7 protein-coding genes are annotated in these 13,226 nt (G+C 61.7%); all 7 read left to right on the top strand.

Annotation, left to right across the window (positions count from 1 at the left end; translation table 11 throughout):
• Window positions 1-36 precede the first annotated feature (36 nt).
• The 7 genes from IPJ76_11865 (at window position 37) to IPJ76_11835 (ending at window position 13,225) form a co-directional block, all read left to right on the top strand.
• Window positions 37-3,096, top strand: coding sequence for a hypothetical protein (locus tag IPJ76_11865; GenBank protein QQR85308.1), 3,060 nt, complete (start codon window positions 37-39; stop codon window positions 3,094-3,096).
• Between the two features lie 38 nt (window positions 3,097-3,134).
• Complete coding sequence (locus IPJ76_11860) at window positions 3,135-3,776, top strand: response regulator transcription factor (protein ID QQR85307.1); 642 nt, start codon at window positions 3,135-3,137, stop codon at window positions 3,774-3,776.
• A gap of 160 nt (window positions 3,777-3,936) precedes the next feature.
• Window positions 3,937-7,809 (top strand): T9SS type A sorting domain-containing protein, encoded by a 3,873-nt coding sequence (locus IPJ76_11855; protein ID QQR85306.1) that lies wholly within the window; start codon window positions 3,937-3,939, stop codon window positions 7,807-7,809.
• Between the two features lie 212 nt (window positions 7,810-8,021).
• Window positions 8,022-8,480 carry an RNA-binding protein gene (locus IPJ76_11850; protein ID QQR85305.1) on the top strand — a complete coding sequence of 153 codons (459 nt, stop codon included), beginning with the start codon at window positions 8,022-8,024 and terminating at the stop codon, window positions 8,478-8,480.
• 154 nt (window positions 8,481-8,634) lie between these two features.
• Window positions 8,635-11,130 (top strand): outer membrane beta-barrel protein, encoded by a 2,496-nt coding sequence (locus tag IPJ76_11845; GenBank protein QQR85304.1) that lies wholly within the window; start codon window positions 8,635-8,637, stop codon window positions 11,128-11,130.
• A gap of 74 nt (window positions 11,131-11,204) precedes the next feature.
• Window positions 11,205-12,530, top strand: a complete 1,326-nt coding sequence (locus IPJ76_11840) for a HAMP domain-containing histidine kinase (GenBank protein QQR85303.1) — start codon at window positions 11,205-11,207, stop codon at window positions 12,528-12,530.
• Window positions 12,527-13,225, top strand: coding sequence for a response regulator transcription factor (locus IPJ76_11835; GenBank protein QQR85302.1), 699 nt, complete (start codon window positions 12,527-12,529; stop codon window positions 13,223-13,225). The genes IPJ76_11840 and IPJ76_11835 overlap by 4 nt, the downstream gene beginning before the upstream one ends.
• Window position 13,226: the final 1 nt, after the last annotated feature.

The following is a 13,226-nucleotide window of genomic DNA, read 5'->3' as shown; positions in this document are numbered from 1 at the left end:
TCGCACGTTCAGCGGCCCAACCTCTACTTTGGGACCATGCGCGCCGGGATCGTGATCCTTTCGTTGTTCCTTCTGAACCCGCACCCTATGCAGGGGCAAGCGCTCCGCTTCCAGCACCTCACCACCGACGATGGGCTGAGCGACAACGCCATCACCTGCGTGTTCGAGGATCGCGCGGGGTACATCTGGATCGGCACGGAGAACGGCTTGAACAAGTACGATGGAAGCACGGTGCTTCAAGTGGCCGGAACCGAGGCGAGCATCGCTGCCGTGATCGAAGACCGGCAAGGCACCGTGTGGGCGGCCACCAAGGACAAGGGCCTGATCCGCGTAGGCAGTGGCAATGCAGTGCGTCGTTTCGACCGCGACGACGCGCTCGGTAGTTCCATGGCCAGCGACAAGCTGACCGCACTCTATGATCTGGACGATACAACGTTGCTCATCGGGTCGCGTGAAGTGACACTGATGTTCCTCGACAAGCGGACCTTCCGCTTCACCTATTGGACCGACAGCGCAACAATCGCACCTGCGCGCGCCTCACCTGCACCGTCGAACACACGGGGTTGGTGCCACGCGATCACACTGCTGAACGACCAGCACCTATGGATCGGGTTGTTGAACTATTACTTGAGTTTCATCGTCGATCGCCGCACGGGGTCGATAACACACTATCCACATGTGCAACGCCCAGGTTCGCAAACGCTCACATGCGCAATGCTCATCGGCGATTCCATCATTTGTGGTGGATGGCAGAACGGAGCGGACGTGATCGCTTGGAACGACCTGCCTGCGTCCTTGAAGGCTCCTCCGGTCCAGGGCCGCATCATCCCAACCCAGGAGGAAGTGATCGCCATAACCGATTGGAACAACGGCCCGCTGTTCGCCATACGGCAGAGCGGACTCCTCCACCTGCCGCGCGGATCGCGATCGCCCGTGCGGATAGTGCGCGACCGGACCGACCCCGCATCGTTGAGCAGCGATCGTGTGCGCTGTCTGCTGCGCGACAGGAAGGGAACACTATGGGCAGGGACGTCCAACGGCCTTGACTTCCACGTGCCCGATGTATGGCGTTTCGGGGTCCAGGACATCCACAACGACCCGGATGGCGACGAGCAGGAAGTGTACTTCCACCGGGCGTATCCGGAAGGAGTGAACGGCGTTCGCATCCTCACCTCTGACGGGTTCTTCATCCAACGGCGGGAAGGAGACGCACTTGAACACCAGAGCTACGATGGAGGTGGTCGCGCCCTGCAGCCCACCGTAATGGGAAAAGACCATCAGGGAAGATCCATCGTGGGCACGGAATACGGGATCGGCTTCTTGGCCGAACAAGGTGGCAAGGTCAGAGCCGCGCTCGAACCGCATGTGGTGAACGAAGTGTATTCACCCGGCACCATGTACCAAGTGCGCGGTCTTCAAGCCGACACCCTGAACGGACGGCCGGTGATGGTGATCGCTACCATGGGCTTCGGTGTGCACGTTGTGGACGTGGCGACGCAGAAGGTGCTTGGGCGGGCAATGCCCGGGCTCACCGAAAAAGTGAACTCGTACAGCCTGGTGAGCAGTATGGCGCGTGATGCAGAAGGCCGCTATTGGTATGGAACGGCCAACGGCTTGTGCAACTGGCATGCATCCGAAGGCATCCATGACTGGAGCGATGGAGGTGCCGGACCGGGTGGCCCGCAGAACGTTGTCGTGACCGGCGAGGACGTGCGCAGTGTGATGGCGCTTGGCAATACCATATGGGCGGTGAGCCGGGCCGGGGCCCTGGTTCGGGCGCGCGTGGACAACGTGGAACGCTTCGCGCCGCCAGCGCACATGCCGCAAGACCTCTATGCCATGACAATGGATCGTGCAGGCCGTTTCTGGGTCACCACCGGCGATGGCCTGTTACGGTTCGACACCACCGATCACAGCTTCCTCCATGTGCCGGTGAACGATGGACAACGCTTCCGCAAACTCGGCAATGCGATCACCACGCTCAACGATGGGCGGATCGCCCTGTGCGCTGACAACAGCTTGATCACCTTCCCGCCAAGTGTGTTCGACGATCTCCCGGTGCTCCCCACGGCGTTCTTCGCAGGGGCAACCGCTGCCGGCAAAGCGTTGCGGGTGGAAGACGCCCATGTGGAACTGAGCTACCGGTCCAGCGTGGTCGACATCGGCGTAAGCGCCATGGCCCTTGGGCATCCGCAAGCGCTGCTGCTCGAGTACCGGCTGGACGGCGTTGAGGAAGAATGGCGCACCATACCGATCGACGAACGCATCCGCTACGCTGGTGTGCCCGTTGGCGCGCACCGGTTGCTGGTGAAAGTCAGGGATGCTTTCGGGCGCACCGGTCCGGAGCAAGTGCTGCTCACTGTTGCCGTGCCGGCACCCTTCTGGCTCACGTGGTGGTTCTACGCGTTGATCGTGCTGCTTTCGGGCGCGGGCATGTACGCGTGGTCGCGCAATCGGATCGCGCAAGCATTGAAGTTGCAGGCCGTCCGCAACCGCATTGCCAGCGACCTGCACGATGAGGTGGGTTCATCGCTCAGCAGCATCACCATCGGCAGCCAGCTCGCCAGTTCCCTTTCCCCCGTGGAGAACGAGCAGCTGCACAAACTGCTGGCGCGCATCGGCGAAACCAGCAGCGAGAGCCTGCGCAGCATCAGCGACATCGTATGGGCCATCGACCCGAAGAACGACGAGGGCGAGGCACTGGTGAAACGAATGCGGCGTATCGCCAACGAACTGCTGGAGAGCAAGGGCATTGATGTGTCCTTCAACGTGAGCGGAGGGGTTGAAGACCTGAAACTGCCAATGAACGCGCGCAAGGAACTGGTACTGTTGTACAAGGAAGCCGTGCACAACGCCAGTAAATACAGTGGCGCCAACACGGTCCAGGTATCGTTGCACCAACGGAACGGCACGCTGAACCTGAGCGTGAAGGACGATGGCAGGGGCTTCGACCCGGCGTTGCACCCTGACGGGCATGGGCTGGGCAGCATGGCGCGCCGTGCAGCCAGCCTGGGCGGGCGTTTCACCTTGACCAGCGCACCGGGCATGGGCGTGCTCATCGGTGTGGAAGTTGACGTCACGAGAATTCGGGACTAACCCATCGTTCGGCACCCTGTTATTTCGTGGACCGGCCCATGAACCCCATCCGAGTCATAGCGTTCGACGACAACAAGGACCTGCGCGACATGTTCCGCCTGTTGGTGGACGCCCAGGCCGACATGGTGTGCGTGGCCGTCCACCCCGACCTGTCGCAGCTCATGCGCGACATTGATGCTGCACGACCAGACGTGATCGTGATGGACATCCAGATGCCGGGCATGAACGGCATCGATGGCGTACGCGCCATCAAAGCACGGCATCCGGGAGCGCAGATCCTCATGCAAACGGTCTTCGACGATGACGACAAAGTCTTCGATGCCATTTGCGCCGGGGCGAGCGGTTACATCCTGAAGACAGCGCCAGTAGAGGAGATCACCAAAGCCATCCGTGCCGTTCATGCTGGTGGCGCGCCCATGACCCCGGCCATCGCCATGAAGGTGCTGTCGCGCTTCAGGGCGAACGAAACGGCCACCAGTGCGGAGCACTACGGGCTTAGCGATCGCGAGAAGGAGGTGCTCACGCTCCTGGTGAAGGGACGCAGCTACAAGATGATCGCCGACGAACTGGGCATCAGCTATCATACTGTGGACAGCCACATGCGGAAGATCTACGAGAAGCTGCACGTGCACAGCAACGCCGAAGCGGTGAGCAAAGCCGTGAGCAAGAGACTGGTTTGAGGATCCGGTGACGGGTACCGGCCAGGGATCAGCCGGTGCTACCCGACCGAGGCACTGGCGGATCACCGCTCGATGCATCCTGTTCACACCCCTAACGAGAATTCGGGATTGAAACGTGACGTGCGTTGCCGTCGCTTTGGCCATCCAAAACCCACAACCGATGAGACGGATCATTTCCTCCTTGCTGGTATCGCTGCTGTGCCCGGCTTTGCTGATGGCGCAAGCGGAGACCGAGCCCAACGACAACAGCGGCCAGGCCAACGCCCTTGCCCTGGGCACCGCGCGTACCGGCGATATCGGCGGCGCGCCTTGCGGCAGCGGCACCAGCAACGATTGGTTCGCGCTCACTACCACGCAGGATGGCACCCTCAGCCTGAGCACCAGCACGACAGCATTCGGCGGCAGCGGTTCGCTACGCGTGCACATCCACGATGCGAACGGCAACCTGATCACCTATTTCGATCACGGTGCGGCCGGTTCACCCGTTGACCAGACCTCCGTGCTCGCATGCGTTGGCAAGGGAACCTACTACTTCCAAGTGGCGCGCCTCTCAAGCGATTGTTACACCTACGCGTTCACGGTCACCCTGGCGGCGGCCGTCTTCAGCGATGACACGGAGGACAACGACAACGCTGGACAGGCCTTCACGAACGGCGCGCTCGCCCACAACACCTTCGCCCAGGGCCATGTGAACTTCAGCTACACCGGCGACAACGATGATTGGTACTTCATCACTACCCCAGCCGAAGGTTCCGCGACCTTCACCACCATCGCTGAGAGCGAAGGAGGGGGCGCCGTGCGGACGCATCTCTACGATGGCAGCGGCAACCTGATCACCTACTACGACGGCAGCTCCGGGGCGAGCCACGATGATGACACCACCACATACACCCACGATTGCCTGGGCCAGGGCAATTACTACCTGCGTGTAGCGAGCATCGGCGGCTGCGGTCACAGCTACGAATTGAAGTACCAGACCGCCGGTGCGGTCTATGCCAATGATGTTGAGCCGAACAACAGCACGGCCCAGGCCTTCTCCAACGGTGCGCTCGCCCACAACACCTTCACGGAAGGGCACATCAACTTCAGCCACTACGGCGACAACAGCGACTGGTACTTCATCCAGACACCGGCCGAAGGCACCATTCGCCTGACGGCGATCGCCGAACGCGTGCCGGTCGCGAACGGTAACATCCGTGTGCATCTGTACGACGGCAGTGGCAACCTCATCACCTACTGGGACCCCGTTGCGGGCGGAAGCAATGCGCCCGTGACGACCGTTGTGGAATACGACTGCGCAGGCCAGGGCAATTACTACCTGCAGGTGGTCGGCATCAATGGCTGCGGCATCAGTTACAGGCTGAAGTACGAAACACTGCCAGCAGTGTACGGTACCGATGTGGAGCCGAACAACAGCGCCAGCCAAGCCTTCGCGAACGGGGCGCTCGCCCACAACACCTTCACCGACGGACACATCAACTTCATCAACTACGGCGACAACAGTGACTGGTATTTCATCCAGACGCCCGCTGACGGCGCCATCAACATAACGATGATCGCCGAGCGCGTGCCGGTGGCGAACGGCAACATCCGCGTGCATCTGTACGACGGCAACGGCAACCTCATCACATACTGGGATACCGTGGTGGGCGGAAGCAACGCTCCCGTGACGACCGTTGTGCAGTATGACTGCGCGGGCCAGGGCAACTACTATCTGCAGTTGATCAGCACGAACGGCTGCGGCATCAGCTATCGGATGAAATACGAGTTGGCACCTGCCGTGTTCGGTAACGATGCCGAGCCCAACGGCAGCTTTGCGCAAGCCCTCGTGCTCAACCCGGATTCTTCGAGCGTGAGCGGTCACATCAATTTCAACCACTACGGCGAGAACATCGATGATTACCGCGTGGTACTGCCCGGCGCGGGGAACATCGCCTTCAACCTCGAATCGGAGAACGCGGCAGGCGGAGGGTTGCGCGTGCACCTGTATGATGCGAACGGGAATCTGATCACGTATTCGGACCACACGGCAGGGGCTGCGCACACGCCGGTCTCCTCTTCCGTGTCGTTCACCGGCCTGGGCGCCGGTACGTACTACCTGCGCCTCCAGAGCATCAGCGGTTGTGGCCTCAGCTATCGACTGAACTGCAACGACGTCGACAACGATGGCACCTGCAACTACTTCGATCTGTGCCCCGGTGGTCCTGAGCCAGGCACTCCGTGCGATGACGGCAGTGCGTGCACCACGAACGACGTGATCACCGGTGGATGTGCATGCGCGGGAACCGCGGTGACATGCAACGACAATGATCCATGCACCATCGACACGTGCAACCCGGTTTCCGGCTGCGTCTTCACGCCTTCGCCTGATACCGACAACGATGGGACCTGCGATCTCACCGACGGTTGCCCGAGCGACCCCAATAAGATCGCGCCCGGCATCTGCGGATGCGGCGTGAGCGATGTGGACACCGACAGCGACGGCACGGCTGATTGCAACGACGGCTGCCCGAACGATCCGAACAAAGTCGCACCCGGTGCTTGCGGTTGCGGTGTTGCGGATACGGATAGCGACAGCGACGGCACGCCGGATTGCAACGATGCTTGCCCACTGTTGGCCAACCTGGTGAACGGTAACCCCTGCGATGACGGCAACCCGAACACCATCAACGATGTGGTGACCAACTGCCTCTGTGCCGGCACCTTGCTCGGCAACGACTGCGAGGGCGTGCCCGGTGGACCTGCCCAACCCGGCACCGCATGCGATGACAACGATGATTGCACGACCAACGACGTTTACGATACCAACTGCCAGTGCGCAGGCACCTTCGCCGATGCCGACAACGATGGCACCTGCGATGCTGACGACCTCTGCCCCGGCGGACCCGAGCCCGGCACGGCGTGCGATGATCTCGATGTCTGCACAACGGGCGATGTGATCGGCACCAACTGCCTCTGCGCTGGCACCTTCGCTGATGCCGACAACGACGGCACTTGCGATGCGGACGATCTCTGCCCCGGCGGGCCAGAGCCCGGCACCGCATGCAATGATCTTGACGCCAACACCACGGGCGATGTGATCGGCACCAACTGCCTCTGCGCAGGGGTGAACGTGAACTGCACCGAGGACCTGGTGATGAGCATCGCGCTGGACGCCTTCGGCAGCCAGACCACCTGGGAGATCACCGACGCGCTCACCAGCACCGTGGTCGCTTCCGGCGGTCCCTACTCCGACGGAACTCCGGGCGCCATCGTTTCCACCAACATCTGCCTGCCCGCCGCCTGCTACAACCTGGTGGTGAGCGACGCCATGGGCGATGGTATCGCAGCTGGTGGTTACGTGCTCACCGATGACCTTGGCCGACGCATCATCGATGCCAGCGGCGATTTCGGTCCTGAGAGCTCCGTGACCATCTCCGGTGGCGACTTCTGCGTGCCTTTGGGACCCACCTTCGTGAAGCCCAACTGGTGCGACCGCACCGATCTGGTGCCCAGCAGCTTCATCTACTGCCAAGGTGTGGCAGGCGCCAGCGGCTACCAGTTCTGGTTCTTCGATCCGCACGGCTCCTACAGCCGTCGCATACTGCGTCCGGCAACGGATTGCCGATTGAGCAACCTGCAGACCAACCCTGCTCCCTTCGGCCTCCCGCTCAACGTGTGCGTGCGACCGCTCGTGAACGGCAACTACCTGCCCTTCGGCAAAGTGTGCCGCATCATGGTGAACAACCCCGGCGGCAACTTCCGCGACCTGTCCAGCTTCGATACGGACGGTGCCCACCTGAGCCTGTACCCCAATCCGAACCGCGACGAAGTGCTCAACCTGAAGATCGAAGGCCTGAGCGAAGAGGCCGCCACGGCACAAGTGGAGATCTTCGATGCCATGGGCAAGCGCATCGCCAGCGAGCAGCTGAACGTGGCTGCTGGCGCGTTGAACCACGCCATGACCCTGGGCAACGGAATGGAGGCCGGCCTCTACTTCGTGCACGTGGTGGTGGATGGCCAGACCTTTACCGAACGCCTCGTGCGCCAGTAGGTCGCCAAGAATTGAACCTGGGAAGGCCGCCTCGGAAAGGGCGGCCTTCCCAGTTCAGAGAGGTACAAGGCCGCCGGTGTTGCTTGCCCCTGTTCAGGCCGGCATACGGCCGGGGCACCTACTACAGTGTTTGCCCGACCGATATTTCTCTACATTGGCCGCCGCTCCCACAAAAACAAACAACCACGGGGGCGTCTCAAACTGTCAGTTTCATGAACATTTACGTAGCGAACATTCCTTACAGCGTGAAGGACCAAGACCTCCAGGAACTGTTCGGTCAGCACGGCGAAGTGACGTCGGCTAAGATCATCTTGGACAAGGCAACGAACCGTAGCCGTGGCTTCGGTTTTGTGGAGATGGCGAACGACGACCAAGGTCGTGCGGCCATTGCGGCACTGAACGGATTCAACGTAAGTGGACGTGATCTGGTAGTGAACGAGGCGCGCCCGCGCACCGAAGGCGGTGGCGGTTTCGGCGGGGGTGGCGAGCGCCGCGGTGGCGGTGGTTACGGCGGTGGCGGTGGTCGTGGTGGCTACGGCGGCGGCGGCGGTGATCGCCGTGGTGGCGGTGGCTACGGTGACCGCGATCGCGGTGGAGACCGTGGCGGTTACGACCGTGGTGGTCGTGGCGGTGGCGGCGGTTACGACCGCAGCGGTGGTTACGACGAGTGACCCTGGCAACAACAACAGTGAAGCCCTTCCGTCATCCGACGGAGGGGCTTTCTTCTTTCGGGGGTTGTGAAATGGCGTTAACCACTGGCCCGATCACCCGAAAGCCCGGTCAGAAGACCGCTGCCCGGCACACATCCCGGTAGCTTCGCGCCCGATGCTCCTTTCGCGCCTCTCCCGCCCTTTCCTGTTAGCGGCCTTCCTTCCTGCACTGCTGGCTATCGGGGCGCCCGCAAATGCCCAACGGCCTGCGAATGCCCCCGCCAACGGCAAGATCATCGGGCGCATCATCGACGGAGCCACGAGCGGTGGTGCCGAATTCGCGACAGTAGCGCTGCGAGCAATGCCCAAGGACAGTATCGTGGGGGGTGATATGGCCCGTGCGAACGGTGATTTTGCGATCGAAGGTCTGCGGCCCGGACGGTACAAGGTGATCGTGACCTACATCGGCTACACCACCATGGAAAAGGAAGTGGCCCTGACGCGCGAGCGGCCCGAGCACGACATGGGCAACCTGCGGATCGAGCCCGACGCCAAAGTGCTGGACGAGGCCAGGGTGGTCGGCGAGAAAGCCCGCATGCAGCTTCAGGTCGATCGGCGCATCTACAACGTTGAAAAGGACATCGCCGCCCGCGGAGGCAACGCCACCGATGTGATGAAGAACATCCCCGGTCTCGGCGTGGATGTGGACGGCAATGTGACGATGCGGAGCGGGTCGCCGCAGGTCCTCGTGGACGGGCGGCCATCGCTGTTGCAGTTGGAGCAGATACCGGCAGAGGACATCGACCGGGTGGAAGTGATCACGAACCCGGGCGTGGCCTTCGATGCGAACACCACGGGCGGCATCATCAATGTGGTGATGAAGAAAAGCACCAAGCCCGGCTACAGCGGCCAGCTGCAGGCCAACGTAGGCTCCAACGGCCGCGTCGGTGGTGGCGGCAACATCCAAGTGAAGGATGGTGGCACCACGATCAACGCTTCGTTCAACGGGAACCTGAACAACAACCGAACGGGCCAGGAGAGCAGCCGCGAAGACCGCGTGAACGGCGAACCCGTTGCCGGTTTTGAACAGACCGGCGAGAGCGAGAGCCTGCGGAAGATGCTGGGCGGCCGACTGAGCATCGACCAAGCGCTCACCAACCGCAACACGCTCACCGTGGGCGGCGGCTTCCACCAGCGCGGGTTCAACACCATCGATGAACAGGCCTTCATCAATACCGACGGTCTGGGCGCCACCACCAGCAGCGGGGCCCAGGTGAACGATCAGGAGAACGGCGGGTACAACGTGAGCGCCAACGTGGCCTTCCGCCGCAAGAGCCCGAAGCCGGGGAAAGAGTGGACCACCGACCTGAACTGGAACCTGAGCGACCGTGCCAGCGACAGCTACTTCGACCGGTCGAGCTTCGACGCAAGCGGGAACCTCATCAACGGAAATCCCGTGCTCCAACACAACCTGGGGGGAACGGACGGGCAGGAATGGCGCTGGCAGTTCGATGCACAGAACCCCATCAACGACAGTGTGCGCATCGAGTACGGTTTGAAGAGCAGCATGAAGCAGGAAGACAACTACCTGGACGTGCTCTTCCGCGACAATTCGACCGGGGCTGAGATACCCGACACGCTGCTGAGCAGCACGCAACGTGTCACGGATATCATCAATGCCATCTACTTCAACTACCAACGAAGGCTGAGCGCGCACTGGACGTTGCAGACCGGACTGCGCGTGGAGCAAACCTGGTTCGAAGCCACGCGCAATGGCAGTCCGTCCGTTTCCATCCGCTACCCCGACGGCACCGATAATATCCTCAACGCGCTCTTCCCGGCCATCTACGCCAGCCGCAAGTGGGACAACGGCCGCGAGTTCCAGATCAACCTCAGCCGGAAGATCAACCGGCCCAATCACTGGCAGGTGATGCCCTTCATCATGTTCGGCGACAGCCGTAGTTACCGGATCGGTAATCCGGCCCTGGGCCCGGAACTGGTGGAGATCGGCGAGTTGAACCACTTGCTCCCTTTCGGCGAGCGCAACAGCTGGCTCACCAGCGTGTTCACCAAGCACACCAGCAACATCATCACCAGCTACGTGTACACTTCGCCGAGCGACAGCAGCATCCTCATCAGCTCCTTCCAGAACGGCGACGACAGTTGGAGCTACGGCTGGGAGAACACGCTGAAGTACGAGCCGATGAAGGGCATGCAGCTCACGCTGAGCGGAACCGCGCAATGGATCGAGGTGGGCCTGAAGGACGGCAGTTTCTACAACAGCGGCTGGACCTTCAACGGCAAAGCCGGGCTCAACCAACGCTTGCCCTCGCAATGGGCCGTGCAGATCAACGGCGAGTACGAAGGCGAACGGCCCATCGCCCAAGGCGTGCAATTGTCGCAGTGGGGCGTGGATGCATCGGTGAGCAAGGACTTCGGCAAGAAGTGGAGCTTGTCGTTGGCGCTGAACGATGTGTTCTTCACTCGGCGTTGGGGCACCCGTTACGAGACCCCCGACCTGACGCAGGAAAGCTGGCGCCGCCGCGAGCAGCGCTTCCTCCGCTTCGGGATCACCTGGCGGTTCGGGCAGCAGGATGTGAGCGTCTTCCGCCGCAGCAAACAACAACGCGCCGAGCCGGGCAGCAGTGGCGGCGAAGGCGGCGATTTCTGACCTGTCGCGGTCGTTAGCGGATCGTTAAGGCGGTCAACCTCCAACACGCCGAGGGTACTTTGCGGCACCGTCCCATGCGCAGGAAGTCCATCGGAACCATTGTCATCCTCGCGGTGCTGAGCGTGATCGGCATCGTGCTCACGCAAGTGGTATGGTTGGACCAGTTGCTGAGCGTGAAAGCCGAACAGGTGCAACTGCAGCAGGAACAGCGGGTGGCCGAAGCCAAGCAGTTCAACGACCGCGTCACCATCGCGCTCACGGATGTTACCAAGCGCATCCTTTCGATCAACAAGGACCCGAGCAACCTCTTCGACGCAGTGAAGCAGGAACGGCCGAACTACTTCGCCGTTACCATGAACGACACCATCCATCCGTACCTGCTGGAAGAGCTGCTGAAGCAGGAGTTCAAACGGCGCAACATCGTGGAGGACTTCGAGTACGGCATCTACGACTGCTTCACGGACCAGATCGTCTACGGCAACTACGTGAGCCTGCACGACAGCATCCTCACCGACACCGTGGCACACACCGAACTGCAGAAGCTCGACAAGGACGGCCACTACTTCGGCGTGCTCTTCCCGCGGCGCGCCTTGCCCCCACCTCCGGCGGACCACGCCAGCGCCTACACGTGGATCTTCCCCACCATCGTAACGCTCATCGTCTTCTCGTTCCTGGCCTACAGCGTTTGGACGATCCTGCGACAGAAGAAGCTCGGCGAGATGAAGAACGACTTCATCGGCAACATGACCCATGAGCTGAAGACGCCCATCAGTACCATCGCCCTCAGCAGCGAAGTGCTCGGCGATCCCGGCATCGTGAACGAACCCGACCGGCTGCGCGAATACGCCCGCATCATCCGCACCGAGAACGAACGCTTGCGCACCCAGGTGGAGCGCGTGCTGCAGTTGAGCACGCTCGAGCGCGGCGAACTGCAACTCCGGAAAGAGGGCGTTGACATGCACAAGGTCATCCGCCATGTGGCCGAGGGCTTCACACTGCAGCTCCGCGAACGCAACGGCCAGCTCGACCTCGACCTGACAGCAACCGCCCCTGTTGTTGACGGTGACCCGGTGCACCTGCACAACGTTCTCTTCAACCTCATCGACAACGCCATCAAATACGGCGGCGAGCAACCACTGGTGAAGGTGGCCACGTCGAACGATCGGGTGGCATTGCGCATCTCAGTGAAGGACAACGGCATCGGCATGCGGCGCGAGCACATGAAGCACATCTTCGACCGGTTCTACCGCGTGCCCACCGGTAACCGCCACAACGTGAAAGGCTTCGGACTGGGCCTGCACTATTCCAACCAGATCGTACGTGCCCACGGCGGCACCATCAAGGTGGACAGCGCCCCGAGCATGGGCAGCACATTCACCATCGAACTCCCACGCACATGAGCAACATCAAAGCGAACATCCTGCTGGTGGAAGACGACCCCAACCTGGGTTTCGTCATCCACGACACCCTGAAGCGCAAGGGCTACACCGTGCACCTGTGCCGCGACGGCAAGGAAGGGCTCAAGTACTTCAACGAGCACGCCTACGACCTGTGCATCCTCGATGTGATGCTGCCGCAGAAGGACGGCTTCAGCTTGGCCGAGGACATCCGCACCACCGATGAGCAGATCCCCATCGTGTTCCTGACGGCCAAGAGCCAGACGGACGACCGTATCGCGGGCTTCAAGGCCGGTGGCGACGATTACGTGACCAAGCCGTTCAGCCACGAAGAGCTTGCCTTGCGCATTGAAGCCATCCTGCGCCGCACACAAGGCCGTGGCACCAGTAAACGCGAGCGCGACCAGTTCATCATCGGTGCCTACGCGTTCGACTTCCGCAATCTCACCCTAACCCATCCCACCGGCGAACGCAAGCTCACCAAGCGCGAGGCGGAAGTGCTACGGCTGTTGTGCATGCACCAGGACCAGGTGCTGCCGCGCGAGCTGGTCCTCAACATGGTGTGGGGCGACGACACCTACTTCCTGGGCCGTAGCCTCGATGTGTTCATCAGCCGCCTGCGCAAGTACCTGCGCGAAGACCCGCGCGTGGCCATCAACAACGTGCACGGCGTGGGCTTCAAGCTGGTGGTGGAGTAGG

The organism is Flavobacteriales bacterium, from assembly GCA_016699575.1.
Classification (GTDB): Bacteria; Bacteroidota; Bacteroidia; order Flavobacteriales_F; family PHOS-HE28; genus PHOS-HE28.
This window is presented reverse-complemented; position numbering and strand designations above follow the sequence as displayed.

What these genes read in the sequence shown, in the direction of transcription:
- IPJ76_11865 (QQR85308.1), top strand. Translation starts at nt 37, where the DNA reads ATGCGCGCCGGGATCGTGATCCTTTCGTTGTTCCTTCTGAACCCGCAC.
- IPJ76_11835 (QQR85302.1), top strand. Translation starts at nt 12,527, where the DNA reads ATGAGCAACATCAAAGCGAACATCCTGCTGGTGGAAGACGACCCCAAC.
- IPJ76_11860 (QQR85307.1), top strand. Translation starts at nt 3,135, where the DNA reads ATGAACCCCATCCGAGTCATAGCGTTCGACGACAACAAGGACCTGCGC.
- IPJ76_11840 (QQR85303.1), top strand. Translation starts at nt 11,205, where the DNA reads ATGCGCAGGAAGTCCATCGGAACCATTGTCATCCTCGCGGTGCTGAGC.
- IPJ76_11845 (QQR85304.1), top strand. Translation starts at nt 8,635, where the DNA reads ATGCTCCTTTCGCGCCTCTCCCGCCCTTTCCTGTTAGCGGCCTTCCTT.
- IPJ76_11855 (QQR85306.1), top strand. Translation starts at nt 3,937, where the DNA reads ATGAGACGGATCATTTCCTCCTTGCTGGTATCGCTGCTGTGCCCGGCT.
- IPJ76_11850 (QQR85305.1), top strand. Translation starts at nt 8,022, where the DNA reads ATGAACATTTACGTAGCGAACATTCCTTACAGCGTGAAGGACCAAGAC.